21 protein-coding genes and 2 tRNA genes are annotated in these 26,358 nt (G+C 63.5%); 7 read left to right on the forward strand and 16 right to left on the reverse strand.

The window, feature by feature from the left end; all coding sequences use genetic code 11:
• Positions 1–143: 143 nt before the first annotated feature.
• Positions 144–890, reverse strand: coding sequence for a 23S rRNA (guanosine(2251)-2'-O)-methyltransferase RlmB (rlmB, locus tag IAE38_RS19195; RefSeq protein ID WP_028631824.1), 747 nt, complete (start codon positions 888–890; stop codon positions 144–146).
• A complete protein-coding gene (gene rnr, locus IAE38_RS19200) occupies positions 887–3,466 on the reverse strand; it encodes a ribonuclease R (protein ID WP_201218719.1) in 2,580 nt (859 codons plus the stop codon). The genes rlmB and rnr overlap by 4 nt, the downstream gene beginning before the upstream one ends.
• 270 nt (positions 3,467–3,736) lie before the next feature.
• Here rnr and IAE38_RS19205 point away from each other — a divergent pair.
• The 5 genes from IAE38_RS19205 (at position 3,737) to IAE38_RS19225 (ending at position 7,826) form a co-directional block, all read left to right on the forward strand.
• A tRNA-Leu gene (locus tag IAE38_RS19205) sits at positions 3,737–3,823 on the forward strand.
• An 86-nt stretch (positions 3,824–3,909) separates the two neighbouring features.
• Positions 3,910–3,996: transfer RNA gene (locus tag IAE38_RS19210), tRNA-Leu, on the forward strand.
• A gap of 126 nt (positions 3,997–4,122) precedes the next feature.
• Entirely contained in the window at positions 4,123–5,145 is a 1,023-nt protein-coding gene (locus tag IAE38_RS19215) for a methyltransferase domain-containing protein (RefSeq protein ID WP_201218721.1), read from the forward strand.
• A 102-nt stretch (positions 5,146–5,247) separates the two neighbouring features.
• Positions 5,248–6,261: an extracellular solute-binding protein gene (locus IAE38_RS19220; RefSeq protein ID WP_201218730.1), complete on the forward strand. Its 1,014-nt coding sequence runs from the start codon at positions 5,248–5,250 to the stop codon at positions 6,259–6,261.
• Positions 6,261–7,826: an ABC transporter permease gene (locus IAE38_RS19225; RefSeq protein ID WP_028631828.1), complete on the forward strand. Its 1,566-nt coding sequence runs from the start codon at positions 6,261–6,263 to the stop codon at positions 7,824–7,826. Before IAE38_RS19220 ends, IAE38_RS19225 begins: the two co-directional genes overlap by 1 nt.
• A 428-nt stretch (positions 7,827–8,254) precedes the next feature.
• On the opposite strand, the gene IAE38_RS19230 is transcribed toward IAE38_RS19225, so the two are convergent.
• The 12 genes from IAE38_RS19230 to IAE38_RS19285 all read right to left on the reverse strand — a co-directional run bounded on the left by IAE38_RS19230 (position 8,255) and on the right by IAE38_RS19285 (position 22,681).
• Positions 8,255–10,189, reverse strand: coding sequence for a methyl-accepting chemotaxis protein (locus IAE38_RS19230; protein WP_201164691.1), 1,935 nt, complete (start codon positions 10,187–10,189; stop codon positions 8,255–8,257).
• A 215-nt stretch (positions 10,190–10,404) separates the two neighbouring features.
• Positions 10,405–11,697 (reverse strand): adenylosuccinate synthase, encoded by a 1,293-nt coding sequence (locus tag IAE38_RS19235; protein ID WP_060480686.1) that lies wholly within the window; start codon positions 11,695–11,697, stop codon positions 10,405–10,407.
• Positions 11,698–11,752: 55 nt separating this feature from the next.
• Positions 11,753–12,940, reverse strand: coding sequence for an ATP phosphoribosyltransferase regulatory subunit (locus IAE38_RS19240; RefSeq protein WP_201218732.1), 1,188 nt, complete (start codon positions 12,938–12,940; stop codon positions 11,753–11,755).
• A 287-nt stretch (positions 12,941–13,227) separates the two neighbouring features.
• Entirely contained in the window at positions 13,228–14,097 is an 870-nt protein-coding gene (hflC, locus tag IAE38_RS19245; protein WP_028631832.1) for a protease modulator HflC, read from the reverse strand.
• Positions 14,097–15,287, reverse strand: a complete 1,191-nt coding sequence (gene hflK, locus IAE38_RS19250) for an FtsH protease activity modulator HflK (RefSeq protein WP_201164693.1) — start codon at positions 15,285–15,287, stop codon at positions 14,097–14,099. The genes hflC and hflK overlap by 1 nt, the downstream gene beginning before the upstream one ends.
• 96 nt (positions 15,288–15,383) lie before the next feature.
• Entirely contained in the window at positions 15,384–16,685 is a 1,302-nt protein-coding gene (gene hflX, locus IAE38_RS19255; RefSeq protein ID WP_201164694.1) for a ribosome rescue GTPase HflX, read from the reverse strand.
• Positions 16,686–16,697: 12 nt separating this feature from the next.
• Positions 16,698–16,958: an RNA chaperone Hfq gene (gene hfq, locus IAE38_RS19260; RefSeq protein WP_060480687.1), complete on the reverse strand. Its 261-nt coding sequence runs from the start codon at positions 16,956–16,958 to the stop codon at positions 16,698–16,700.
• Between the two features lie 94 nt (positions 16,959–17,052).
• A complete protein-coding gene (gene miaA, locus IAE38_RS19265) occupies positions 17,053–18,024 on the reverse strand; it encodes a tRNA (adenosine(37)-N6)-dimethylallyltransferase MiaA (protein WP_201164695.1) in 972 nt (323 codons plus the stop codon).
• Position 18,025: 1 nt separating this feature from the next.
• A complete protein-coding gene (gene mutL / locus IAE38_RS19270) occupies positions 18,026–19,921 on the reverse strand; it encodes a DNA mismatch repair endonuclease MutL (RefSeq protein ID WP_201218734.1) in 1,896 nt (631 codons plus the stop codon).
• A complete protein-coding gene (locus IAE38_RS19275) occupies positions 19,918–21,348 on the reverse strand; it encodes an N-acetylmuramoyl-L-alanine amidase (RefSeq protein ID WP_028631838.1) in 1,431 nt (476 codons plus the stop codon). Before IAE38_RS19275 ends, mutL begins: the two co-directional genes overlap by 4 nt.
• A gap of 11 nt (positions 21,349–21,359) precedes the next feature.
• On the reverse strand, positions 21,360–21,833 hold the full coding sequence (tsaE, locus tag IAE38_RS19280) for a tRNA (adenosine(37)-N6)-threonylcarbamoyltransferase complex ATPase subunit type 1 TsaE (RefSeq protein WP_201164697.1): 474 nt from the start codon (positions 21,831–21,833) through the stop codon (positions 21,360–21,362).
• Complete coding sequence (locus IAE38_RS19285; RefSeq protein ID WP_028631840.1) at positions 21,821–22,681, reverse strand: NAD(P)H-hydrate dehydratase; 861 nt, start codon at positions 22,679–22,681, stop codon at positions 21,821–21,823. Before IAE38_RS19285 ends, tsaE begins: the two co-directional genes overlap by 13 nt.
• A gap of 64 nt (positions 22,682–22,745) precedes the next feature.
• On the opposite strand from IAE38_RS19285, the gene queG reads away from it, so the two are divergent.
• Positions 22,746–23,810, forward strand: coding sequence for a tRNA epoxyqueuosine(34) reductase QueG (queG, locus tag IAE38_RS19290; RefSeq protein ID WP_201218736.1), 1,065 nt, complete (start codon positions 22,746–22,748; stop codon positions 23,808–23,810).
• A 39-nt stretch (positions 23,811–23,849) separates the two neighbouring features.
• On the opposite strand, the gene IAE38_RS19295 is transcribed toward queG, so the two are convergent.
• Both IAE38_RS19295 and orn read right to left on the reverse strand, forming a co-directional pair.
• Positions 23,850–24,461, reverse strand: coding sequence for a trimeric intracellular cation channel family protein (locus IAE38_RS19295; protein WP_028631842.1), 612 nt, complete (start codon positions 24,459–24,461; stop codon positions 23,850–23,852).
• A 101-nt stretch (positions 24,462–24,562) separates the two neighbouring features.
• Positions 24,563–25,105, reverse strand: coding sequence for an oligoribonuclease (gene orn, locus IAE38_RS19300; protein WP_028631843.1), 543 nt, complete (start codon positions 25,103–25,105; stop codon positions 24,563–24,565).
• Positions 25,106–25,247: 142 nt separating this feature from the next.
• On the opposite strand from orn, the gene rsgA reads away from it, so the two are divergent.
• A complete protein-coding gene (gene rsgA / locus IAE38_RS19305; protein ID WP_201218738.1) occupies positions 25,248–26,267 on the forward strand; it encodes a small ribosomal subunit biogenesis GTPase RsgA in 1,020 nt (339 codons plus the stop codon).
• Positions 26,268–26,358 lie beyond the last annotated feature (91 nt).

Raw genomic sequence — 26,358 nt, forward strand, 5'->3', positions numbered from 1 at the left:
ATTTGAACAGCCTGACATATATTCACAAGCTGCCGGCCCTTTCGCGGGTGAACCCGCTCCTACAGGCTTAGGCATTGCATCAAGCCTTGCACACTACCTGTGGGAGCGGGTTCACCCGCGAAGACGCCACGATGGGCTGATGATCAGCGCTTGGCCTGGCGCTGACGCACGGCTTCGAACAGGCAAACCCCGGTAGCCACCGAGACGTTCAAGCTACTGACACTGCCGCCCATCGGCAACTTGACCAGGAAATCACAATGCTCACGGGTCAGGCGGCGCATGCCCCTGCCCTCTGCGCCCATGATCATCACCAGCGGGCCGGTCAGGTCCTGCTGGTAGATTTCCTGCTCGGCCTCACCGGCGGTACCCACGACCCACAAACCGCGTTGCTGCAGTTTCTCGAGCGTGCGCGCCAAATTGGTTACAGCTACCAGCGGGATCACCTCTGCGGCCCCACAGGCCACCTTGCGCACCACAGGCGTCAGGGTGGCGGACTTGTCCTTGGGCACCACCACCGCCGTCGCACCGGCCGCATCGGCAGTGCGCAGGCAGGCGCCCAGGTTGTGCGGGTCGGTCACACCATCGAGCACCAGGATCAGCGGCGGGGTTTCGGTGCGCTCGAGCAACTCCTCGAGCATCAACTCACCCCACACCTGGCTAGGGCTCACCTCGGCGACCACGCCCTGGTGAACGCCCTCGACCCAGGCATCAAGTTCGCGGCGCTCGGCCTGGCCGACCGCCACGCGGTTGTCGGCAGCCAGCGCCAGCAAGGCCTGCAGGCGCGGCTCGCTGCGCCCTTCCGACAGCCAGATCTGCTTGACCCGCTTCGGATGGTGCTGCAGCAGTGCCTGCACGGCATGCACGCCGTAGATTTTTTCCAGCTGACTCATGACTTGCTCTTGCTCTTGCGTTGGGTACCGGACTTCGACGGGCCTTTACGGTGCTTGGTGGGCTTGCCGGTGGCCTTGCCGCCCTTGTCGGACTTGCCACTGGCATTACCGCCGCTGCGGGCCTCGGTCATCAACGCCTTTTTCATTTCGCGGCTTTTGCGCACTTCGCTGTTGCGCTGTACGGCGTCCTTGGGGAAGTACGCTTCGGCGGTTTCGCTCTTGCGGCTGCGCGGCTTCGGTGTGGCCTTGGCTTCCACCGGTTGCGCCTGCTCGGCGGGGGCGCCGGCAGGGGCTGCGCCACGCTGCTTGCGGCCAATCGGCGCGGCAAGGGTCTTGTCGGCCACCTCGAAGTCGATCTTGCGCTCGTCCAGATCAACGCGCATGACCTTCACCTCGATGGTGTCACCCAGGCGGAAGCTGCGCCCGGTGCGCTCGCCGGACAGGCGGTGGTGCACAGGGTCGAAGTGGTAGTAGTCGCCCGGCAGTGCGCTGACGTGCACCAGCCCTTCCACATAGATGTCAGTCAGCTCGACGAACAGGCCAAAGCCCGTCACCGCCGTGATCACACCCGGGAAGGTTTCGCCCACACGGTCCTTCATGAACTCGCACTTGAGCCAGTTGACCACGTCACGGGTCGCTTCATCGGCCCGGCGTTCGGTCATCGAGCACTGCTCACCCAACTGCTCGAGGGTGTTCTCGTCGTACGGGTAAATGCGCGCTTTAGGGATGCTCATGGCGCCGGCACGCTTGACGTGCGGGGTATCCACCTTGGAGCGGATGATGCTGCGGATGGCGCGGTGCACCAACAGGTCGGGGTAACGGCGAATCGGCGAGGTGAAGTGGGTGTACGCCTCGTAGTTCAGGCCGAAGTGGCCGTTGTTGTCGGTGCTGTACACCGCCTGGCTCAACGAGCGCAGCATCACCGTCTGGATCAAGTGGAAGTCCGGGCGCTCGGCGATGCTCGCCAGCAGGGCCTGGTAATCCTTCGGCGACGGGTCCTTGCCCTTGTGCAGCGACAGGCCCAGCTCGCCCAGGAAGGCGCGCAGTTTTTCCAGCCGCTCCGGCGGCGGGCCGTCGTGCACGCGGTACAGGGCCGGCACGCCATGCTTCTGCAGGAACTCGGCAGTGGCCACGTTGGCAGCCAGCATGCACTCTTCGATCAGCTTGTGCGCATCGTTACGCACAGTGGGGCGAATTTCCGCGATTTTGCGTTCTTCGCCGAAGATGATGCGGGTTTCCTGGGTTTCGAAGTCGATGGCACCGCGGGTATGGCGGGCATCCAGAAGCACCTTGTACAGGTTGTAGAGGTTCTTCAGGTCTGGCACGACCGCCTTGTATTCCTCGCGCAGGGCTTTGCCTTCACGGGTGCGGGAATGCTCGAGCATGCTGCTGACCTTGTTGTAGGTCAGGCGGGCGTGGGAATGGATCACCCCTTCATAGAACTGGTAGTCGACCATCTGCCCAGCCTTGTTCATGGTCATTTCGCACACCATGGCCAAGCGATCGACATGCGGGTTCAGCGAGCAGAGGCCGTTGGACAGCTCCTCCGGCAGCATCGGCACCACACGCTCCGGGAAGTACACCGAGTTACCCCGCTGCTGGGCTTCCACATCCAGGGCGGAACCCAGGCGAACGTAACTGGAAACGTCGGCGATGGCCACGTACAGGCGCCAGCCACCGGAAAACATGCGCAGCTTGCCCAGCGGCTCGCAATACACGGCATCGTCGAAGTCGCGGGCATCTTCGCCGTCGATGGTGACGAACGGCAGATGGCGCAGGTCAACGCGCTTCTCCTTGTCCTTCTCCTCGACTTCGGAGCGGAACTTGCGCGCCTCCTTGATCACATCATGGGGCCATACGTGGGGAATATCGTAGCTGCGCAGGGCAACGTCGATTTCCATGCCTGGGGCCATGTAGTTCCCGATGACCTCCACCACGTCGCCTTGCGGCTGGAAGCGCGGGGTTGGCCAGTGGGTGATCTTGATCTCGACGAACTGGCCGATCTTTGCCCCGCCGTTACGCCCCGCCGTTACCAGCACTTCCTGCTGGATCTTGGGGTTGTCGGGGGTCACGTAGCCGATGCCGCCTTCTTCGAAATAGCGGCCCACCACGCTTTCGTGGCCTCGGGAAATGACTTCGACCAGCACGCCTTCGCGCCGGCCGCGGCGGTCGACGCCCGAGACACGGGCAAGGCCGCGGTCGCCGTCGAACACCAGGCGCATCTGCGAGGGGCTGAGGAACAGGTCTTCGCTACCGTCATCGGGGATGAGGAAGCCAAAGCCATCGCGGTGGCCGGACACGCGGCCGCAGATCAGGTCCAGCTTGTCCACCGGGGCATAAGTGCCGCGCCGGGTATAGATAAGCTGGCCATCGCGCTCCATGGCCCGCAGGCGCCGGCGCAGGGCTTCGATCTGGTCTTCTTCGTGCAGACCGAACTCTGCCGCCAGCTCCTCGCGTGCGGCCGGTTCGCCACGGTCGGCGAGGCGCTGCAGGATCAGCTCACGGCTGGGAATGGGGTTGTCGTATTTTTCCGCTTCGCGAGCGGCCTCGGGATCGAGGGATTGCCAATCGGCCATCAGAAGGGGTTCACCTTGGGGTATATAGATAGGAATTCTGGCATAGGCGTATTGAAACCGGAAATGTCAGCCTTGGACAGCCCCAGTGGCGTGTCCGGCAAACGGGAATAGGCTCGTGAAATCAACAAGTTGAATTTTTTGAGATTTTTTTTGATCGGGGGCTTTACAGCCCTCGGAGGCATCCGTATAGTGCGCACCACAACGACGGACAACCCCGCAGTTGTAGTAGAGATGAACGGCGCTGTAAAGCATCTTTTATCTCGAATGTGTGCCCAGGTGGCGGAATTGGTAGACGCGCTGGTTTCAGGTATCAGTGACTTAACGGTCGTGGAAGTTCGAGTCTTCTCCTGGGCACCAAGATTTTCAAGTAATAGATGACCAAGGATCTGTTACTACTGTGTGAAGCGAACAATAGTCGCCTTCACCAGACGATGTAAAGCTTTGCCCAGGTGGCGGAATTGGTAGACGCGCTGGTTTCAGGTATCAGTGACTTAACGGTCGTGGAAGTTCGAGTCTTCTCCTGGGCACCATACAAAAACCCACTAGCTTGCTAGTGGGTTTTTTCTTGCCTGCTGGTTTTGTAATGTCCAGCCGGATTTGCAATATAGAATCATTCTCATCTAGCATCTGGCTTTCTCTCATGGAGCGAGCCTGCGATGAGCATGGACCTGACTACCCCTCACCCGCTTCAAGCCTGCTGGGACCTGCAACTGGCAGGCCTGGCCGCCGACGCCCTGCGCACGGCACTCACGGTTGAACTGTTCGATCACCTGCAGCACTTCACTGCCCCCGCGCAATTGGCCAAGGCGCTGGACCTTGAGCCCTTCAACACGGGCTACCTGCTGGAAATGCTCTGGGCCCAAGGGCTGCTGGAACGTGATGAGCAAGGCAACCAGTACCGCAATGGCGACACAGCCCGCCGTTACCTGAGCCGCAGCGCGCATGATTACTGCGGTGACGCCCTGCTGTTTCGACACCAGGTACTGCGCCAGGCAGGCGCGCCCCTGGAGCAGGCGCTACGTAACGGCCTGCCGCCGGCTACAGCGCCCGGCCCAGAGATGGCTCGCCGCTGGGCAGAGGCAGCGCGGGTGCAGATCGCCCAGGAGCAGCAAGCGGTGACAGCCGACGTTGCGTGCCAGTTGGTCGACCGGCTGCCGCACGCCACGCGCCTGAAACACATGCTGGACCTGGGCGGCGGGCCAGGCCTGGTTGCCATCGCCCTCGTTGAACGGTTCACGGCATTGCAGGGCACGGTGTTCGACTTCGCCGAAACCGCCGCCGTTGCCCAGGACAATATTCTGCGCGCCGGGCTGGAGAAGCGCCTGAATATCATTGGTGGTGATCTGGACCATGACGGGTTTGGCAGTGGCTATGACCTGATTTGGTGCTCGTCGGTGTTCCACTTCGCCCGTGACCTCGATGGGCTGATACGCCGACTTCATACGGCGCTCAACCCCGGCGGTGTGCTGATGTGCTGCCACGCCGAAGTGCCACGCAACCGGCACACGGCAGCGCGGGTACTGCCTTATTACCTGCATATGCGCATGCAAGGGCGGCATGTATTGCCAGCCGGCGAACTGGCGCAGCGGCTGCGCAATGCCGGGTTCGCGGATGTTCACCAGGAGGATGGCCTGAGGTACCCGGTGGCGCCGGTGACGGCAGTGGTTGCCTGTAAGTGATGGCAGCACACAACCATGAATTTCTTCTCACGTGGCCACTTGAGAAACGATTTCGTTTACCATTGTTTCCAAATATGTAGCCGTAAGCGAGGAAGTACCCGCATGACGATCCGCCCGCAACCGCTGATGCGCACCCTGGCTGCCGCCGTGCTGAGCCTGGTCATCGGCGCTCCGGCCGCCATGGCAGACGCCCCGGTCACCCTGACCATGTACAACGGTCAGCACAAGGAAATCGGCGAAGCCATCGCCAAGGCCTACGAGGCCAAGACCGGCATCCATATCAATATTCGCAAAGGCAGCAGTAACCAGCTGGCCAGCCAGATCATCGAGGAAGGCGACCGCTCGCCCGCCGACATCATCTACACCGAAGAGTCGCCGCCGCTGAACAACCTGGGCGAACTGGGCCTGCTGGCCAAGATCGACGACGCTACCCTGAACATGCTGCCCAAGGAATATGTGGCCGCCAACGGCAGCTGGATGGGCGTTACCGCCCGTACCCGTGTGGTGGTGTTCAACCCTAAGAAGATCGACGAGAAAGACCTGCCCACCACGGTAATGGACTTTGCCGACCCGGAATGGGACGGGCGCGTCGGCTTTGTGCCGACCAGCGGTGCATTCCAGGAGCAGGCCGTGGCCATCCTCAAGATGCATGGCCGCGAGGCCACCGAAGAATGGCTCACGGGCCTGAAAGCATTCGGCAAGACCTACACCAACAACATGGTGGCGCTGAAGGCCGTTGAAAAAGGTGAAGTGGCTGCGGTGCTGGTGAACAACTACTACTGGTACGCCCTGGAGCGCGAGCGCGGCAAGCTGGACTCCAAGTTGCACTACCTGGCCGATGGCGATGCCGGCAACCTGGTGACCATCTCTGGTGCTGCGGCGGTGAAGGCCAGCAAACATCCCAAGGAGGCTCAGGCCTTGCTGAACTGGATGGCCAGCGAAGAAGGCCAGCGGGTGATCACCCAGACCACCGCCGAGTACCCACTGCACAAAGGCATGGTGTCTGACCGCGGCCTCAAGCCGTTCGAAGACCTGCGCCCACCTAAGATATCGCCAGCCGACCTGGGCAACGCAGAGGAAGCGATCGAACTTGAACGTGAGGTCGGCCTGCTCTGATGACTGCCGCCTTGACCCAGCCGGCGCCGGTACGCTTCGTGCCGCGCCGCAAGCGCCCCTCTGTCTGGGTGGTGCTGCCCGTACTGTTCCTGGTCGCCATGAGCCTGCTGCCCTTGCTCTACGTGGCCATCAAGGCCTGGGAAGCCGGCTGGCGAGAGGCGCTGCACCTGCTGTGGCGGCCCTTCGTATGGGGGTTGATGCGCAATACCCTGCTGCTGATGGTGGGTGTAACGCTGACCTGCATGGTGGTGGGCCTGGCGCTGGCCTGGCTGCTCGAGCGCAGCAACCTGCGCGGTCGCAGGCTTTGGGGGGTAGTGCTGTGCCTGCCCTTTGCGGTGCCATCCTTTGTCAGCAGCTTCACCTGGGTATCGCTGAGCTCGGACTTCGAAGGCCTGGGCGGGGCGATCCTGGTGATGGCCCTGTCAAAGTACCCCTTGGTGTTCTTGCCCGTGGCAGCCACCCTGCGCAACCTCGACACCTCCCTGGAAGAGTCGGCGCGTACCCTGGGCTGCAGCCGCTGGGGGGTGTACCTCAAGGTCACCCTGCCACTGCTTTGGCCGTCGATGCTCGGTGGCGCACTGCTGATTGCCTTGCACATGCTGGTGGAATTCGGCGCCCTTTCGATCCTCGGTTTGCAGACCTTCACCACGGCGATTTACCAACAGTTCGAACTGGAGTTCAGCAACGCCAATGCCGCCATGCTGTCCGCAGTGCTGCTGGCAATGTGCTTGGTGATGCTGTGGCTGGAACTGCGTGTACGCGGCAAGGCTCGCCATGTGCGCATCGGCCAGGGCGTGGCGCGCCGGGCGCAACCTGTTCGGCTGGGCGGTTGGGCACTGCCCGCGCAGCTGTTCTGCCTGGGCTTGGCGGTACTGGGCAGCGGCATCCCATTGGCGATGCTCGGTTACTGGTTGAGTGTGGGTTCGTCGGCCGCCTTCCCAGTAGCAGCCATCTCCAAGGCGCTGTTCACATCGCTTTCGGTATCGCTGGGCGGCGCGGGCTTCTGCGTACTGCTGGCTTTGCCGATCAGCTTCCTGGTGGTGCGCTACAAAGGCCGCCTGGCCATCTGGGCAGAGCGCCTGCCGTACCTGCTGCACGCCCTGCCCGGGCTGGTGATCGCCCTGACGCTGGTGTTCTTCGCCCTGCACTACGTGCCGGCGCTGTACCAGACGTCGGCACTGCTGCTGCTGGCCTATGCGCTGCTATTCCTGCCGCTTGCCCAGTCACCCGTACGCACCGCGCTGAACAAGGCCTCGCCGACGCTTGAAGAGGCCGCCAGAACGCTGGGCGCGAGCAGCTTCACGGCATTTTGCAGGGTTACGTTGCCGATCATCTTCCCCGCCATGGCGGCCGCCTTTGCCTTGGTGTTCCTGGATGCCATGAAGGAACTGACCGCCACATTACTGCTAAGCCCGACCGGCATGACTACCCTGGCCACCGAGGTTTGGGCGCACACGGCCAATGTCGAGTTCGCGGCAGCGGCGCCGTATGCGGCGCTGCTGATTGTGGTGTCGGGGTTGCCGGTGTATTTGCTGACTACGCGGATGTATCTGAACAAGGCCTGACCAGCGCACAACGTCAGGCATAGCGCGGCGCGCTCCCACAGTGATTGCGCCAGCTTTGAGATCTTGTGGAAGACAGTTTCATCTACAAGGATTGCGCAATTTTTCTGACTAGCAGTGTGGGTGCCTCTATGGGAGCCTGATTCTGCTGTCTGTCTCGTTGGTGACCTTCTTCGTCTGGTACTTCAGCCGCCAACGCCCCGCAGCCCTGCTGCGACCAAGGCCAGTTGGGCGCTTCCGCCTGACCAGGCGCCTTCACCGGTGAACCCCCATCCTGTGGGAGCGGGTTCACCCGCGAAGCAGGCAGCGCGGTGCATGGCACCGGCTTCGCCGGCGTTCGCGGGTAAACCCGCTCCCACAGTGATTGCGCTAGCTTTGAGATCTTGTGGAAGACAGTTGCTCCCAGGGGTGGCGTGGGTGCCTGGGATAGCTCAGGCACGGAACTGGCCCAAACTTGCCCGCAACTGAGCCGCCAGGTCATCCAGTACCTTGCTGCTGGCGGTGGTCTGCATCACCACCTCGGCCGAGCGCTCCGCCTGGACGTGGATGGTTTCCACCCGCCCCCGCACCGCCTGGGCCCCACTCGCCTGTTGTTCAGCCGCACGGGTAGCCAAACCGATGGCCGCGTGCACCTGCTCCACCGCCGCCTGTACCGACTGCTGACGGCGCTCGTTGTCACGCAGCACCAGCAACCCTTCATTGGCCTTCACCCCCGCCTGGCTGATGGTAGCGACGGCTTCCTTGGCACCCTTCTGCAAGGCGGCGATATGTGCCTGGATGTCCCCGGTAGAGCTCTGGGTCTTGCTCGCCAGGGCGCGTACCTCGTCAGCGACCACGGCGAAGCCCCGGCCCGTTTCACCGGCACGCGCGGCCTCGATGGCGGCGTTCAGGGCCAACAGGTTGGTCTGCTCGGCGATGCCATGGATCACCGTCAGCACCACCTCGATCTGCTCGCTCTGCTTGGCCAGCCTTTCGATTACCTGGGAGCCCGCATCCACCTGGCCGGCCAGGTTCTCGATCAGGCCGGCCAACTGGGTAGAGGTGCGGGTGTTTTCATCGGTCGCCTGGCGGATATCCACCACCTGCTGCAGCGCGGCTTGCATCGCATGGCTTTCGGCCTGGGCCTCGTCGGCCATGCTCGACAAGTCGCGCAGGCTGGCAGCCACTTCATCACGCTGCAGCGCGGCAGCCGCATCGGCACCGGCGTTACGCTGGGCCATGGCGCCGATCTCCACCCCGGTGCGCTGGGCCACCTCACCGGCCTCGCGAACGATGGGCTGCAACTTGTCGACAAAACGGTTCACGGCCGAGGCCATGTCGCCGATCTCGTCACGGCTGTCCATACGCACCCGCTTGGTCAGGTCGCCCTCCCCGGCTGCCAGGTCGTCGAGCGCCGCAATCAGCAGGCGCAGCTTGCTCACCACCCGCCGGCCCAGCACCACGGCCACCACCAGCAATACCCCCAGCCCTACCAGCACCAGGCCCAGGCCAATGCGCCAGCGCAGCTCGCCTGCTGCATCACGAACCGTCTGGGCGGTATTGGCCTGCATCGCGGCGGCGCTGCCTTGCGCCTTCTCCAGGCGCTCGCGCAAGGTCTTGCCGCTGTCGGCTGCAGCGCCCACCAGGCTGTCGCCCACCAGTTGCTCACCACTGGCGATCAATGCAGCGAAACGTTGGTCGAGGGCCGCCAGCTGCTGGTCGATGCCCGCTGTCGACACCCCCATCAGTACCTTGCCGATCTCCGCACCATTGGGGTTGATGGGTGCCTCTACCACATACACAGCCGGGTCGCGGCGGGCCGCCTCGATGACCTTGTCCAGCGCACGCTCACCCTGCCCCTTTTCCATCAGGGCCTGGTTGATGGGGTTTTGCCGGTTCAGGTAGCGGGTCAGGTGCTGGCCCTGGGCGTCGTCGTAGATGACGAACAGCACGTTGGGGTTGCGCTGGGCACGCCGGGCGAAATCGGAAAGCACCGGTACATCGTTGTCCCAGATGGCCCGAGGTGCCACCGAAGCCAGCAGTTCGGCCATATCGTTGGCCGATTCCCTCAGGCTTTTTTCGAGGGTGGCGCGCAGTTGCTGCTGTTCGGCCTGCAGGCGCTCCGAAAGGCCTGCACTCAAGCGCTGGCGGGTACTGCTGGACAACCCGTCAAGGCCGGCGCGGACATCTTGCCCGGCCTGCTCCAGGTCGCCAGTGAGTTGCTGGCTGTCCTGGCCGAGCCGCTCGCTCAGGTCGGCCTCAAGGGCTGTGACTGTGCTTCGCGTGAGGGCAACAGCCACCAGTACCTGCACCAAAAGGGCGATACCCAGGGCCACAAAGACAGGCCGCAAGAGGCGGCTTCGTAACAGTGAGAGGATGGCAGACACGGTGTAACCCTCGTGTTTTCTGGCGCCACTATTTTGATGGCATCGACAGATATTTCTTACAGCAAGGGTTGTGCCGGGGCAGCGGGGATAAGCGCCAAGGTTGAGCAATCTGCGGGCGCGGGTACAGTCGCGCAGAGGCCGCAACAGGCATTGCACAATGAAAAACGCCGCGCCCCCTTGCAGGGACGCGGCGTCAGGTCAACCTGGCAGGCCGATCAGGCGAACGGATGGCGCAACACGATGGTTTCGTTGCGGTCCGGGCCGGTGGAGATGATGTCGATCGGCGCGCCAATCAGCTCCTCGATGCGGGTGATGTAGGCGCGCGCATTGGCAGGCAGTTCTTCCAGGGTCTTGGCACCCAGGGTCGACTCGCTCCAGCCCGGCAGTTGCTCGTACACCGGCTGCAGGCCGATGTAGCTGTCGGCGTCGGTCGGTGCTTCGATCACTTCGCCGTTGGCATCTTTGTAACCTACGCAGATGCTGATGGTGTCCAGGCCGTCGAGCACGTCCAGCTTGGTCAGGCAGATGCCCGAGATGCTGTTGACGTCGATGGCGCGGCGCAGGATGACGGCGTCGAACCAGCCACAACGGCGGGCACGGCCAGTAGTGGAGCCAAACTCATGGCCACGCTTGGCCAGGGTAGCGCCAGTTTCATCGAACAGTTCGGTCGGGAACGGGCCAGAGCCCACGCGCGTGGTGTAGGCCTTGGTGATACCGAGGATGTAGTCCAGGTACATCGGGCCAACGCCGGAGCCGGTGGAAATACCGCCGGCGGTGGTGTTGGAGCTGGTGACGTACGGGTAGGTACCGTGGTCGATGTCCAGCAGCGAGCCCTGGGCGCCTTCGAACATGATGTCCTTGCCGGCACGGCGCAGCTTGTGCAGCTCGGCGGTGACGTCGAGCATCATCGGCTTGAGCTGTTCGGCATAGGCCATGCACTCGTCCAGGGTCTGCTGGAAGTCGATGGCAGGCTCTTTGTAGTAATTCACCAGCTGGAAGTTATGGTAGTCCAGCAGCTCACCCAGCTTGGCGGCGAAACGCTCACGGTGGAACAGGTCGCCCACGCGCAGGCCACGGCGTGCCACCTTGTCTTCGTAAGCGGGGCCGATACCACGGCCGGTGGTGCCAATCTTGGCTTCGCCACGGGCTTTTTCACGGGCCTGGTCCAGCGCCACGTGGTACGACAGGATCAGCGGTGCAGCCGGGGAAATGCGCAGGCGCTCGCGCACCGGTACGCCCTTCTCTTCCAGCTTGGTGATTTCACGCATCAGTGCATCCGGGGCAACGACCACGCCGTTGCCGATCAGGCACTGCACGCCTTCACGCAGGATGCCGGACGGAATCAGGTGCAGAACGGTCTTTTCACCGTTGATCACCAGGGTGTGGCCCGCGTTGTGGCCACCCTGGTAGCGCACTACGGCGGCAGCATGTTCGGTCAGCAGATCGACGATCTTGCCTTTGCCCTCATCACCCCATTGGGTGCCCAGGACGACGACATTCTTACCCATTACATTGGTCCTCATTCACGCAAACTTGGTTGCCGGCCTTTGCCGACGCAGAAACTCACTGGGCCAGCGGCAGAACCTGCCAGCGCCCGTCTTGCTGAATCAATTGCCGATCACAATCCGCTTCGAAGGCAGCACTCAACGGCTGGCCAGGCAGCGCCTGGACCACTCGCTGGCCCTCGTTGCGCAACTGGCAGACTTGCTGCCAGAGGGCCGCATCGCCACTGTCCGGCATCCAGATGCCGCCCGTGGGCAATACGACCTCCGCTCGCCCCAGTGTGACCAGGGTCTTCAAATCCGTGGAGAAACCAGTGGCCGGGCGCGCCCGACCGAAATCAGCGCCAATGTCATCATAGCGCCCACCCTGGGCGATCGATTGACCTTCGCCCGGCACGAACACCGCAAACACCACACCCGTGTGGTAGTTGTAACCGCGCAACTCGCCCAGGTCGAAGTACAGCGGCAGGGCCGGGTAGCGCGACGCCAGGCGATCCGCGATCGCCAGCAGGTCGTCCAGCGCGGTCAGTACGCTGGCCGGAGCACGGCCCAGGCGTACGCGGGCCTCGGCCAGCACCTCGCGGCCGCCGCACAACTCGACCAACGCGCGCAACATGTTGCCCAGGTCCTTGGGCAAGTCGGCGGTCAAGGCCTGCACTTCATCCACAGCCTTGCGCTGCATGGCGTCGAACAGTTGCTGTTCCACAGCGCCGGACAACCCGGCAGCACGGGCCAGGCCGCGGTAGATGCCCACGTGGCCCAGGTCCATGTGCACGTCGGGCACATCGGCCAGTTGCAGCGTGGCCAGCATCAGGCTGATGATTTCGACGTCACTGGTGGGGCTGGCATCGCCGTACAGCTCTGCGCCCAACTGGATCGGGCTGCGCGAGGTGGACAAGGCCCGCGGCTGGGCATGCAGCACGCTGCCGGCGTAGCACAGGCGGCTTGGGCCTTCACGGCGCAAGGTATGGGCATCGATGCGTGCCACTTGCGGGGTGAAGTCGGCGCGGAAGCCCATCAGGCGGCCGGACTGCGGGTCCACCACCTTGAAGGTGCGCTGATCCAGGTCCTGGCCGGCGCCGGTGAGCAGCGACTCCAGGTACTCGATATGCGGGGTGACGACCAGTTCGTAGCCCCAACTCTGGAACAGGTCCAACACCTGGCGCCGCGCGATTTCGATGCGCGCAGCCTCAGGTGGCAGTACTTCCTCGATGCCATCTGGCAGCAGCCAGCGGTCTACCGTTGCCATTACGCCATTTCCCCTCTGGTCCGGGCGGCCGCCCGCAGGCCAGCCATCAGTAAAGCCGGTATCGCGCACAGCAACGGGCAGCACTGATCCCAGCGCAGCCACCGTACCCGATACCCTCGAATTGCCTTGCGAGCTGAGCAAACCGTCAACCGGCGCGTGCCAATCAACCTTGCAGACGCAAAAAAGCCGGGAAATTTCCCGGCTGACTCATGATACACCCGTTTTCATTCAGGATGCACCCCGCCAGGCGTTTTAGCTGCCAGGCGGGGCACCAACCCGAGCGAGCCTCAGGGCCGGCTCTTGTCCATGAAGCGGAAGAACTCGTTCTTCGGGTCCAGGACCAGTACATCGCTCTTGCTCGAGAAGCTGTCGCGGTACGCTTGCAGGCTACGGTAGAACGCGTAGAAATCGGCGTCCTGGGTGTAGGCCTTGGCGTAGATGGCAGCGGCCTGGGCATCACCGTCACCGCGGGTTTCCTCGGCCTCACGGTAGGCCTCGGCCAGCAGTACGCGGCGCTGGCGATCAGCGTCGGCACGGATGCCTTCTGCCAACTCGTTACCCTTGGCGCGGTGCTCGCGGGCCTCACGCTCACGCTCGGTGCTCATGCGGTCGAACACACTGCGGTTGACTTCCTTCGGCAGGTCGATGGCCTTGACGCGAACGTCGACAACCTCGATACCCAGCTCCTTGTTGGCCATGCGGTTAAGCGAAGCGGTGATGTCTGCCATCAACGCGTCACGCTCACCGGACACCACCTCGTGCAGGGTGCGTTTACCGAACTGGTCACGCAGGCCGCTTTCCAGGCGACGGGACAGGCGCTCGTCGGCGATCTGCTTCATGCCGGAAGTGGCGGTGTAGAAGCGCTCGGCGTCCTTGACGCGCCATTTGGCGTACGCATCGACCATCACCGCTTTTTTCTCCAGGGTCAGGAACCGCTGGGTGGGGGCGTCAAGGGTCATGAGGCGTGCGTCGAACTTGCGCACCTGGTTCACGTACGGAATCTTCACGTGCAGGCCAGGCTGGACATCCGCCTGGACCACCTTACCGAAGCGCAGCAGCACTGCCCGTTCGGTCTGGGCCACGATGTAGAAGCTGTTCCAGGCCACAATACCCAGTACCACAGCGACGATCAGGGCGATCAGCGATCGGTTGCTCATCAGCGGCTCTCCCTAGTGCGCAGCGGTTGCTGTTGCTGTTGCGTGTCCTGCGCCGCACGGGCGGCGGCTGCATCATTCGCCGACGATACGCCGCTGCTTGGCGCGGCGGGGTTGCGGCTGCCTTCGACCATCTTGTCCAGTGGCAGGTAGAGCAGGTTGTTCTGCCCGTCCTTGGTGGCCACCATGACTTTGCTCGAGTTGCTGTAAACCTCTTGCATGGTCTCCAGGTACAGGCGCTGGCGGGTCACGTCAGGCGCCTTGTGGTATTCGGTGACCAGCTTGACGAAGCGGTCGGCCTCACCTTTGGCACGGGCAATGACTTCGTCGCGGTAGCCGTTGGCGTCCTCGATGATGCGCTGGGCCTGACCACGGGCCTCGGGTACCACGCCATTGGCGTAGGACTCGGCCTGGTTGCGGGCACGTTGCTCGTCTTCGCGGGCACGGATCACGTCATCGAAGGCTTCCTGCACTTCACGCGGGGCTGCCGCGCTCTGTACGTTGACCTGGGTCACGGTGATGCCGGTACGGTAGTTGTCGAGGAAGCGCTGCAGGCGTTCGCGGATATCCACGGCCATCTGTTCACGGCCTTCGGTCAGCACCTGGTCCATCGAAGTGGAACCCACCACATGGCGCAGGGCACTGTCGGTCGCGTGCTGCAGGCTCACCTCAGGCTGGTCGACGTTGAGCACGAAGTCCTGCAGGTTGGTGATCTTGTACTGCACGGTCAGCGGCACTTCGACGATGTTCTCGTCTTCGGTCAGCATCTGGCCCTGCTTGGTGTAGGCACGCTCACGCGTGACGTTTTCCATGTACTTGCGATCGATAGGCGGGAAGTAAATGTTCAGGCCGGGGCCGACTGTTTCATAGTACTTGCCGAAGCGCAGCACCACGGCCTGCTCCTGCTCGTCGACCACGTAGACAGCGCTATACAGCCAGATGGCAGCCAGCACGGCCAGGCCGATGCCCAGCAGGCCCAGGCCACCACCCTTGCCGACATTGCGGTCACCGCCGCCGCCACGTTTTTTATTACCGCCGAACATGCCATTCAGGCTGTCCTGCAGTTTGCGGAAGGCCTCGTCCAGATCCGGTGGCCCTTTTTTGTCACCGCCACCGCCGCCGCCACCATTACCGCGGCGACCGCCCCAGGGATCCTGATTGTTCGAGTTGCCACCCGGCTCGTTCCAAGCCATAGCGCTCTCCATCTGATAAAGCAAAGACGCGCCCACGGCGCGCCGTCCAATGCTACAGAATGCCTGTCATTGCTGCCCGGCGACGTCGACGAGCATTTATTGCAAAGTGTGTTGCTCGACAAACACTTGCGGCTCCATGCCTTCCCGGCTGACCAGGCGGTTGAGCTCGACCCGGGGCAGCCGCACACTCAGCAGGCTGCGCCCTTCTTCATCATGCGCTTCACTCTGCACCGCGCCCAGGTCAAAGAATTGCGCGCGCAAGCGGGCAAAACGCTGCTCCAGGCACAGGGTGCCAACAAACAGATCATCGCCGAGCAGCTCGGCAATCGCCTGGCCAACCAGCTCCAGGCCACGCCCATCGCGTGCCGACACCCAGACCCGCTCGGGTTTGCCGTCGGCATTGCGCTGGATCTGCGGCTCGACATCTTCAAGCAGGTCGAGTTTGTTATACACCTCGAGGATCGGCAAGCCTTCGGCGCCAATCTCTCCCAATACCGCCAGCACCTGCTCGATCTGCTCCATGCGCTCGGGCTCATGGGCATCGATGACGTGCAGCAGCAGGTCGGAGTTGCTCGACTCTTCGAGCGTAGCCCTAAAAGCCTCGACCAGCTTGTGCGGCAAGTGGCGGATAAAGCCCACCGTGTCGGCCAATACGATTGGCCCCAGGTCGTCCAGTTGCAGGCGGCGCAGGGTTGGGTCGAGCGTGGCGAACAGCTGGTCGGCGGCGTACACCTCGGACTGGGTCAAGGCGTTGAACAGCGTGGACTTGCCGGCGTTGGTGTAGCCCACCAGCGAAACCGAGGGGATGTCTGCCCGCTTGCGGCCGCGACGCGCCTGCTCACGCTGGCTGCGCACCTTTTCCAGGCGTGACTTGATTTGGCGTATGCGCACCCGCAGCAGGCGGCGGTCGGTTTCCAGCTGGGTTTCACCCGGCCCGCGCAGGCCGATACCACCTTTTTGCCGCTCAAGGTGCGTCCAGCCGCGTACCAGACGGGTACTCATGTGCTCCAGCTGGGCCAGTTCGACCTGCAGCTTGCCTTCATGGGTACGCGCCCGCTGGGCGAAAATATCGAGGATCAGCCCGGTGCGGTCGAGCACACGGCACTCGAACACGCGCTCGAGGTTGCGCTCCTGGCTGGGCGTGAGGGTGTGATTGAAAATCACCAGGTCTACCTGTTCGGCATGGACCAGGTCGTGCAATTCCTCGACCTTGCCACTGCCAATCAGGTATTTGGCGGAAGGCTGATGCCTTGTCACCGTGACCAGCGAGACGATGTCGGCACCTGCCGACAGCGCCAGCTCCTGAAACTCCTGCGGGTCTTCACGCGCCTCAGGGTTCTGACCTTCCAAGTGAACGAGCAAGGCCCGTTCACCACCACCGTGGCGCTCAAAGAACAATGCAGGCTCCTATCAGGCGTTGCCTGGCTCGCTGTCGCCGTTCTCGGAATCGGACGGGCTTGGCAGACGAACCGGACGGGCAGGTACGACAGTGGAAATGGCGTGCTTGTAGACCATCTGGCTGACGGTGTTTTTCAGCAGTACCACGAACTGGTCGAAGGATTCGATCGAGCCCTGCAGCTTGATACCGTTGACCAGGTAGATCGAAACCGGAACCTTTTCTTTTCTCAAGGTGTTCAAGTAAGGGTCTTGTAGCGAATGCCCTTTTGACATATGCCGCACTCCTGTAAGGATAAATAATTGGAAAATCTGAAAAAACGATAAATTGGGCCGCCCATCGCAAGGATAGACGGCAATCAGCAGGGACTCAGCTCAATATGGAGATGGCCCCAAGGTATTTCAAGGTGCGGGACAGATTGTCGCAGGCAAGGCTGTCGAGCCACTGCACGCCCGGCCAGCCACGCAACCAGGTGAACTGCCGCTTGGCCAGCTGCCGGGTGGCAATGATACCGCGCTCGCGCATCTCATTCTCATCCAGTGTGCCGTCCAGGTAGTCCCAGACTTGCCGATACCCCACAGCCCGTATAGACGGCAACCCGGCGTGCAAGTCACTTCTGGCTCGCAGCATTCGGACCTCGTCGACAAAGCCCTGTTCCAACATCTGTGAAAATCGTAACGCAATTCGGTGATGCAGAATGTGACGATCTGTAGGCGCTATCGCCAAACTCGCGACAGTATAGGGCAAATGGCCGCCCGCGCCTGCGTCTGCGCCGCTACTTTCAGCCAATTGACGCTGGCGATGGGCCGTCATGCTCTGGCCGCTGACCCGGTACACCTCAAGCGCCCTGATCAACCGCTGAGGGTCGTTGGGGTGAATGCGGGCAGCTGACTCCGGGTCGACCTCGGCCAGTTGCCGGTGCAGCGCCGCCAAGCCCTGCGCCTGCGCCAGGGCTTCCAGCTCGGCGCGCACCTGGGCGTCCGCTGCCGGCATGTCCGCCAGGCCGTCGATCAAGGCTTTGTAGTAGAGCATGGTGCCGCCCACCAGCAGCGGGATGTTGCCCCGCGCGGTGATCTCGCCCATGACCTGAAGGGCGTCGGCGCGAAACTGCGCCGCCGAGTAGCTTTCGGCAGGGTCGCGAATATCGATCAGGTGGTGCGGGTGAGCCGCCAGCACAGCCTTGGACGGCTTGGCCGAGCCGATGTCCATGCCCCGGTATACCAACGCCGAATCAACGCTCACCAGTTCACAGGGCATGACCTTGCTCAGCTCGATGGCCAGGTCGGTCTTGCCGGACGCCGTCGGGCCCATCAGGAAGATTGCAGGGGGCTTGCCACTCATGTCATCGGCCGCGCAAAAAGAGTTTGTCCAGGTCATCCAGGCCCATCTGCGTCCAGGTAGGGCGCCCGTGGTTGCACTGGCCGCTGCGCTCGGTGTTTTCCATGTCACGCAGCAGGGCGTTCATCTCCGGGATCGCCAGGCGCCGGTTGGCACGCACGGCACCGTGGCAAGCCATGGTGCCGAGCAGTTCGTTGAGGTGCGCCTGAATGCGATCGCTGGTGCCGTATTCCATCAGGTCGGCCAGTACGTCCTGTACCAGGCGGTTGGCCTCCGCCTGCTTGAGCAGTGCCGGGATCTGGCGAATCGCCAGGGTTTCCGGGCCAAGGCGCTGCAACTCGAAGCCCAACCGCTGGAACCACTGGCCATGTTCCTCGGCGCAGTCGGCTTCGCGCTGGCTCAAGGCCAGGGTTTCGGGCACCAGCAACGGCTGGCCGCTGAGGCCTTCGCTGGCCATGGCCACCTTCAGCCGTTCATACATGATGCGTTCATGGGCTGCATGCATGTCCACCAACACCAGGCCGACCGCGTTTTCGGCCAGGATGTAGATACCCTTGAGTTGCGCCAGGGCATAGCCCAGCGGCGGAATATCACCCTGGCTCTCCGGCAGTGCGGCAGGCGCAGTGGCGCCTTCGGCCAGCGGCTTGTAGAACTCGCGGTACACCGCCTGTGCCTCAGCGGCGGGCAACGGCTGCGACGGGCGCGGCGTGTACTGGTACTGGTAGCCGGCGCCGCTGCCCCCGTTGCTGAACGACGGCTGGGCACGGGGTAGTTCCAGCACCGCAGCTGCCAGGCGCATTTCACCTTGCGGGCCGAATTCGCCAGCCTGCTGGCCGGTGGGGCGCACAACCTCGGGCAAGGCAGCCGGGGCAGCCAACTGGTCCTCTGGCCGCACATCGGCCAGGGCGCGGTGCAAGGTGCCGTAGAGGAAGTCGTGCACCGAACGCCCTTCCCGGAAGCGCACTTCGTGCTTGGTGGGGTGCACGTTGACGTCGACGCCGTTGGGCTCAAGCTCAAGGAACAGCACGAACGTGGGGTGCCGGCCATTGAACAGCACATCACGGTAAGCCTGCCGCACGGCGTGGGCCACCAGCTTGTCGCGCACCGCACGGCCATTGACGAAGAAATACTGCAGGTCGGCCTGGCTGCGCGAGAACGTCGGCAGCCCAACCCAGCCCCACAAGCGCAGGCCGTTGCGCTCTACCTCGATGGGCAGCGCCTGCTCCATGAAGCCCGGGCCACAGATGGCGCCCACCCGCCGCGCACGGGCCGTTTCGTCATGGGCCTCGTGCAGGCTGAGAATGCTCTTGCCGTTGTGGCGCAGGTGGAAGGCAACATCAAAACGCGCCAGCGCCAGGCGGCGCACCACTTCCTGCAGGTGATCGAACTCGGTTTTTTCGGCCTTGAGAAACTTGCGCCGGGCCGGTGTATTGAAAAACAGGTCGCGCACTTCCACCGACGTGCCCACTGGGTGAGCCGCCGGCTGCACCCGCGGGGTCATTTCACGGCCTTCGGTTTCCACCTGCCAGGCTTCGCTGGCACTGGCGGTACGCGAGGTGAGGGTCAGGCGGGCAACGGAGCTGATCGAGGCCAGCGCCTCGCCCCGAAAGCCCAGGCTCAGCACCCCTTCGAGGTCTTCCAGTTCGCGGATCTTGCTGGTGGCGTGCCGTGCCAGCGCCAGCGGCAGGTCGTCGGCAGAAATCCCGCCGCCGTCATCGCGCACCTTCAACAACTTCACGCCGCCCTGCTCCACCTCCACGTCGATACGACGGGCCCCGGAGTCCAGGCTGTTTTCCAGCAGTTCCTTGGCGACCGAGGCAGGCCGCTCGACCACCTCACCCGCCGCAATCTGGTTGGCCAGCCGCGGGCTGAGCAGCTGGATGCGTGAACCGCCGCTCATTGCGAGGCCAACGTGGTAGCAGGGATGTCCAGGCGCTGGCCCACCTTCAGTTCATCGGTCTTGAGGCTATTGGTGTTGCGCAGGCTGCTCACACTGACCTGGTAGCGCACAGCCAGCATGGCCAGAGTCTCGCCGGGGCGCACCGTGTGCTCACGTGGGCCCTGGGCGATCTTGCCGCTGTCACGCAGCCAGGCGATATAGGTGCCTGGCGGCGGGTTTTGCTGGAAGTACTGGCGCACGCCGGTATGGATCGAACGGGCAAGCGCCTGCTGATGGCTGCGGGTCGACAGCTTGGCGGCCTCGGCATTGTTGGAGATGAACCCGGTTTCCACCAGAATCGAAGGGATGTCGGGCGACTTCAATACCATGAAGCCCGCTTGCTCGACCCGCTGCTTGTGTAGCGATGTGATGCGCCCCATGTTGCCCAGCACCTTCTGCCCCACGTTAAGGCTGGAGCTGAGCGTGGCGGTCATCGACAGGTCCAGCAGTACACCCGCCAGCATGCGGTCCTTGTCATCCAGGCTGACGTTGCCTGCACCACCGATCAGGTCGGAGCGGTTTTCCGTGTCGGCCAGCCAACGTGCGGTTTCGGACGTGGCGCCACGGTCAGACAACGCAAACACCGATGCGCCGAAGGCAGCGCGGGACGGCGCGGCATCGGCATGGATCGAAATGAACAGGTCGGCGCCTTTCTTGCGCGCGATTTCGGTGCGTTTGCGCAACGGGATGAAATAATCGCCCGTACGGGTCAGTTCGGCCCGGAAGCCCTTTTCGGCACTGATCTGGCGTTGCAGCTCGCGGGCGATCTGCAGCACGATATCTTTTTCATGCTGACCACTGGACCCGGACGCGCCAGGGTCTTCGCCCCCGTGACCGGCGTCGATGGCGACCACGATGTCGCGCTTGCCACTGGGTACCGGCGGCAACTTGATGGCAGGCTGCGTGGGCGTCACCGGCACAGCCGGGGTGGTTGCCGGCGCCTGCACCGGTGGTGGAGCCGGCGGCGGCGCAGTGGCGGCGATGGCGTCGGCTTCCTGGTCATACAGGTCGACCACCAGGCGGTTGCCATACTGTGCGTTGGGCGCCAAGGTGAAGCTCTTGGGGGTGACCGACTTTTTAAGGTCGACCACCACCCGCAAATCGGTAGGGGTACGCTGGGCAGAGCGCACGCTGCTGATTGGCGTGTTGGAGGTGGCAACCTTCAACGGGGCGGCCAGTGTCGCGCCATTGATGTCGATAACCAGCCGGTCCGGTGCGCTCAGGGTAAAGACGCTGTGCTGCACGGGGCCAGACAGGTCGAAAACCAGCCGTGTGTTGTCCGGCGCGCGCCACAGGCGCACGCTCTTGACTTGAGTGACGGCCAGAGCGTCAACGGTCACCGTTGTCAGCAGCAGCCCAACGATGGCGACCAGTGCGCGTATGCGCATACCTACCCCACTTACTGTTTATAGTGTTCGGCCAGTGCCACGCACCAGGCCTCGCCGCGAGCGCCCTGCGGCGACAGGTCAAGCGAGCGTCCGCCAGCTTGGGGGCTTATGGTAATGGTCAGGTCGGGCTTTGGCAAAACGCCCGCACCCTTTTGTGGCCACTCGAACAGGCACAGTGGGTCCCCCTCGAAATAGTCACGAATGCCCATGAACTCAAGCTCCTCTGGATCGACCAGCCGATAAAGGTCGAAGTGAAAAGCTCGGACATCACCGATCTCGTAGGGTTCGACAACGGTGAACGTCGGGCTTTTCACTGCACCAGTATGGCCCAGGCCACGGATCAGGCCACGTGACAACGTGGTCTTGCCCGCCCCCAGGTCCCCTTCAAGAAAAATCACACCGCAGCCACCGGTGACAGTAGCCAGGTGTGCGCCGAAGGCGACAGTGGCCGCTTCGTCGGCCAGAAACAGGTTTAAGCCAGGCACGCGCTGTGCTCCTCCAACAAATAACGAATGACAGGTATCAGGTCACTGGCTGCCAGCCCCCGGCCTTCACTGCCCAGGCGTTCACCGGCACGGGCGTGCAGCCACACCCCTAGCCCTGCGGCTTCCCAGGCGCTCAGGCCCTGCGCCAGCAGCGCGGCCAGCACGCCACTGAGTACATCGCCCAGGCCAGCGCCGGCCATGGCCGGGTGGCCACGGTCGCAAAGCATCAGTTGCCCATCCGGGTCGGCCACCAAGGTACCGGCGCCCTTCAGCACGCACACGCTGTTGTAGCGCCGCGCCAGTTTGCGCGCAGCCCCCGGCCGGTCGGCCTGCACCGCTTCGGTAGAAATGCCCAGCAGCCGCGCAGCCTCCCCCGGGTGCGGCGTGAGCACGCTGCCGCTGGGCAGCGCCAGGGGCGCACTGGCCAGCAGGTTCAGGGCGTCGGCATCCCATACCTGCGGGCGGTCGGCATTGGCCACCGCCGACAGCAGGCTGCGCCCCCACCCCGCCTGCCCCAGGCCAGGGCCCACCACCAGCACCGAGGCGCGCTCCAGCACGCCCATCAGCTGGTTGGCCGACTGCACCCCAAGGCACATGGTTTCAGGCAGGCGGGCGAGGCCTGCGGCAACGTGCTCCGGGCGCGTTGCAAGGCTGACCAGCCCTGCCCCGCAGCGCAGCGCCGCCTCGCCGGCAAGCAGCACAGCGCCCCCGGTGCCCAGGTCGCCGCCTACCACCAGCACATGGCCGAAGTCGCCTTTATGGGCCTGCGCAGGCCGCGGCGGCAGGTGCGCGACGGTGAGGCTGCTGAGCAGCTGCGGGGCAGGGTTTGGGTGTTTGGTCTGTGGCATGGGGTCAAAAGCTCCAAAGTCTGGCAGAATTATACGCACCTGAGCCCGTATTGCTTGCCCATCCATGCCCGCCTCCACACCCGACCTCGAACAGTTGGCCCAATCGATCAAGATGTGGGGCCAGGAACTCGGCTTTGCCCACGTAGGCATCGCCGGGGTCGACCTTGGTGAACACGAACACCACCTGCAGCGCTGGCTTGATGCTGGCTACCAGGGCGAGATGGAGTACCTGGGCGCCCATGGCAGCAAGCGCGCCCACCCCGAGCAGTTGATCCCCGGCACGGTACGGGTGGTGTCGCTGCGCATGGATTACCTGCCTGGCGACACGCAGATGGCGCAGCGCCTGGCCCAGCCCGAAAAAGCCTACGTCTCCCGCTATGCCCTGGGCCGCGATTACCACAAGCTGGTGCGCAAGCGCGTGCAGTTTCTGGCCGACCGCATCCAGGAGGCCATCGGCCCGTTGGGTTACCGGGCCTTTGTCGACAGCGCCCCGGTGCTGGAAAAAGCCCTGGCCGAACAGGCCGGGCTGGGCTGGATTGGCAAGAACACCCTGCTGCTCAACCGCAAGGCCGGCAGTTACTTTTTTCTTGCCGAGCTGTTCGTCGACCTGCCGCTGCCGGTGGACCCGGCCACCACCAGCGAGCACTGCGGGCGCTGCCAGGCCTGCCTGGACATCTGCCCGACCCAGGCTTTCGTCGGGCCGTACGTGCTGGACGCGCGCCGCTGCATCTCCTACCTCACCATCGAGCTGAAAGGCCCGATACCGGTGGAGCTGCGCCCCATGATGGGCAACCGGGTATTCGGCTGCGACGACTGCCAGATCGTGTGCCCCTGGAACCGCTTTGCCAAAGCCACCCGCGAGCAGGACTTCCAGCCACGCCATGGGCTGGAGAATGCCGAACTGGCCGAGATGTTTCTGTGGGACGAGAAAACCTTCCTGCGCAAGACCGAGGGCGGCCCCTTGCGCAGGGCGGGGTACGAGCGCTGGCTGCGCAACCTGGCAGTGGGGCTGGGCAATGCGCCGTCGACGATCCCGGTGATCGAGGCGCTGAAGGCACGCCGTGACGATGGCTCGGAGCTGGTGCGTGAGCATGTGGCGTGGGCATTGGCCCAGCACCACATTCAATAGCCCCGTGCCCAAGCCTGAGGCATCAGGCCTGAAAATGGCCTATTGCTGGTCGTTGTAGTGGAACTTGGGCATTTCCCAGTGAAAACGGATGGCCAGCAACCGCACCAGGAACCCGCCGAACAAGGTCAGCAGCATGGCCTGCTCGGCAGGCACGTTGAAATACACGCACCCCAGGTAGAACCACGCGGCTGCGAACGACACACTGGCATACAGCTCGCGGCGGAAGACCAGAGGAATATCGTTGCAGAAGATATCCCGCAAAATCCCGCCGAACACCCCGGTGATGACCCCGCTGATCGACGCCACCAACATGCCCTGCCCCATTTCCAGGGCAGTCATGCAGCCGATCAGCGTGAACGCCACCAACCCCAGGGCATCGAGCACCAGAAACAACGAGCGCAGGCGGCGCATCATCGGTGCGATGAAGATGGTGAACAGTGCCGCGCAACTGGTAAGCACCAGGTATTCAGGGTGCTTGACCCAGGTCAGCGGGTAATGGCCAAGCAGCACATCCCGTACCGAGCCGCCGCCCAGTGCCGTCACGCAGGCAATCAGCACCACACCGAACCAGTCCATGCCACGACGCCCGGCAGACAGCGCGCCCGTCATCGCTTCAGCGGTGATGGCGATCAGGTAAAGCATCAACAACATGAAGCACGTTCCTTGAAGCGACAAGCGGCAAGTGGCAAGTGGCAAGTGGCAAGTGGCAAGCGTTAGGCGGCAAACGCCGCCTTCGGTCTGCTGGCTGATGCTCAGAACTTGATGAAGTGCTCGCGATAGTGGCGCAGCTCGGCGATGGACTCGCGAATGTCGTCCAGCGCCAGGTGGGTGCCGCCCTTGACGAAGCTGTCGCGCACCTCTGGCGCCCAGCGTGCAGCGAGCTCCTTCAGCGTGGACACGTCCAGGTTGCGGTAGTGGAAGTAGTTTTCCAGGTTGCGCATGTGACGGTAAAGGAAGCGGCGGTCCTGGCAGATGCTGTTGCCGCAGATCGGCGACTTGCCCTTGGGCACCCACTGTTCGAGGAAGGCGATGGTCTGCGCCTCGGCCTCGGCCATGCTGACCGTGCTTTCGCGCACCCGCTGGGTCAGGCCCGAAGCGCCATGGGTACGGGTGTTCCAGTCGTCCATGCGCGCCAGCACCTCATCGCTGTGGTGGATGGCGATCACCGGGCCTTCGGCCAGGGTATTCAGGTCGCTGTCGGTGACGATGGTGGCCATCTCGATGATGACATCGCTGTCCGGATCCAGGCCGGTCATTTCCAGGTCGATCCAGATCAGGTTCTGTGGGTTTTGCATGGGGCGCTCCTCGAATAGGCGCTCATTTTAGCCCAGACGCCCCGGTACCGGTCAAAAAGCCAAGCGCACAGGCCGTGGGGCCGACGTGCTAGACTGCCTGCCGATTTCAACGCCCCGCGTGGGGCTCTCCTACGGAGCGTTCATGGCCAAACGCCAGCTCAACCGCCGTCAGAACTGGCGTATCGAAAAAATCCAGAACGAACGCGCTGCCCGTGCAGCCAAGCGTGAGCAGCACGTGCTGCACGAACTGGAAGGTGGTGACCTGGGGCCGGAACAACTGGGCCTGGTAATTGCGCACTTTGGCGTGCAGGTCGAAGTGGAAGCCCAGGACGGCGACACCGCCGGCCAGGTGTTCCGCTGCCACCTGCGGGCCAACCTGCCAGCACTGGTGACCGGCGACCGGGTAGTCTGGCGGGCGGGCAACCAGGGTATCGGCGTGATCGTGGCGCAGATGCCTCGCAGCACCGAGCTGTGCCGGCCCAACAACCATGGGCAGCTGAAGCCGGTGGCGGCCAACGTCGACCTTATCGTCATCGTCTTCGCACCCGCCCCCGAGCCACACCCCAACCTTATCGACCGCTACCTGGTGGCCGCAGAACACGCAGGCCTGCGTCCGTTGTTGCTGCTGAACAAGGCGGACCTGATCGACGAACAGAACGACCCCGGCCTGCACCAGTTACTTGAGGTGTACCGCGAACTGGGCTACCCGCTGCTGGAGGTATCCGCGCACCAGGGCGACGGCATGCAGCGCCTGCAGCAGACGCTCGACGGCCACATCAGTGTGTTCGTTGGCCAGTCGGGCGTGGGCAAGTCTTCCCTGGTCAACAGCCTGCTGCCCGATGCCGGCACGCGCGTGGGCGACCTGTCGGAGTGGTCAGGCCAGGGTACCCACACCACCACCACCGCCCGCCTGTACCACTTCCCCAATGGCGGCGACCTGATTGACTCACCGGGCATCCGTGAGTTCGGCCTGGGTCACGTCAGCCGTACCGACGTGGAAGAAGGTTTCATCGAGTTCCGCGACCTGTTCGGTACTTGCCGCTTCCGCGACTGCAAGCATGACCGCGAACCGGGCTGCGCACTGCTCAAGGCCCTGGATGATGGACGTATCAAGCCGCAGCGCATGAACAGCTACCGGTCGATCATTGCCAGCCTGACCTAAGGTAGATGCTCTCGCCGTGGTAGTTGCGCTGGCCGTGAGCCCGAGCGCCGCCCGCGCGGCGCATCGCGAGCTGCGCTCGCTCCTACGTTTG

This window comes from Pseudomonas sp. S32, from assembly GCF_016648095.1.
In the GTDB taxonomy this organism is placed as follows: domain Bacteria; phylum Pseudomonadota; class Gammaproteobacteria; order Pseudomonadales; family Pseudomonadaceae; genus Aquipseudomonas; species Aquipseudomonas parafulva.

Bases quoted from the DNA above. Each gene is read 5' to 3' on its own strand.
- hfq (WP_060480687.1), bottom strand. From the start codon at position 16,958: ATGTCAAAAGGGCATTCGCTACAAGACCCTTACTTGAACACCTTGAGA.
- IAE38_RS19295 (WP_028631842.1), bottom strand. From the start codon at position 24,461: ATGTTGTTGATGCTTTACCTGATCGCCATCACCGCTGAAGCGATGACG.
- IAE38_RS19215 (WP_201218721.1), top strand. From the start codon at position 4,123: ATGAGCATGGACCTGACTACCCCTCACCCGCTTCAAGCCTGCTGGGAC.
- queG (WP_201218736.1), top strand. From the start codon at position 22,746: ATGCCCGCCTCCACACCCGACCTCGAACAGTTGGCCCAATCGATCAAG.
- miaA (WP_201164695.1), bottom strand. From the start codon at position 18,024: ATGAGTGGCAAGCCCCCTGCAATCTTCCTGATGGGCCCGACGGCGTCC.
- IAE38_RS19275 (WP_028631838.1), bottom strand. From the start codon at position 21,348: ATGCGCATACGCGCACTGGTCGCCATCGTTGGGCTGCTGCTGACAACG.
- hflK (WP_201164693.1), bottom strand. From the start codon at position 15,287: ATGGCTTGGAACGAGCCGGGTGGCAACTCGAACAATCAGGATCCCTGG.
- IAE38_RS19285 (WP_028631840.1), bottom strand. From the start codon at position 22,681: ATGCCACAGACCAAACACCCAAACCCTGCCCCGCAGCTGCTCAGCAGC.
- hflC (WP_028631832.1), bottom strand. From the start codon at position 14,097: ATGAGCAACCGATCGCTGATCGCCCTGATCGTCGCTGTGGTACTGGGT.
- rsgA (WP_201218738.1), top strand. From the start codon at position 25,248: ATGGCCAAACGCCAGCTCAACCGCCGTCAGAACTGGCGTATCGAAAAA.
- rlmB (WP_028631824.1), bottom strand. From the start codon at position 890: ATGAGTCAGCTGGAAAAAATCTACGGCGTGCATGCCGTGCAGGCACTG.
- IAE38_RS19220 (WP_201218730.1), top strand. From the start codon at position 5,248: ATGACGATCCGCCCGCAACCGCTGATGCGCACCCTGGCTGCCGCCGTG.
- mutL (WP_201218734.1), bottom strand. From the start codon at position 19,921: ATGAGCGGCGGTTCACGCATCCAGCTGCTCAGCCCGCGGCTGGCCAAC.
- IAE38_RS19235 (WP_060480686.1), bottom strand. From the start codon at position 11,697: ATGGGTAAGAATGTCGTCGTCCTGGGCACCCAATGGGGTGATGAGGGC.
- rnr (WP_201218719.1), bottom strand. From the start codon at position 3,466: ATGGCCGATTGGCAATCCCTCGATCCCGAGGCCGCTCGCGAAGCGGAA.
- IAE38_RS19225 (WP_028631828.1), top strand. From the start codon at position 6,261: ATGACTGCCGCCTTGACCCAGCCGGCGCCGGTACGCTTCGTGCCGCGC.
- IAE38_RS19240 (WP_201218732.1), bottom strand. From the start codon at position 12,940: ATGGCAACGGTAGACCGCTGGCTGCTGCCAGATGGCATCGAGGAAGTA.
- orn (WP_028631843.1), bottom strand. From the start codon at position 25,105: ATGCAAAACCCACAGAACCTGATCTGGATCGACCTGGAAATGACCGGC.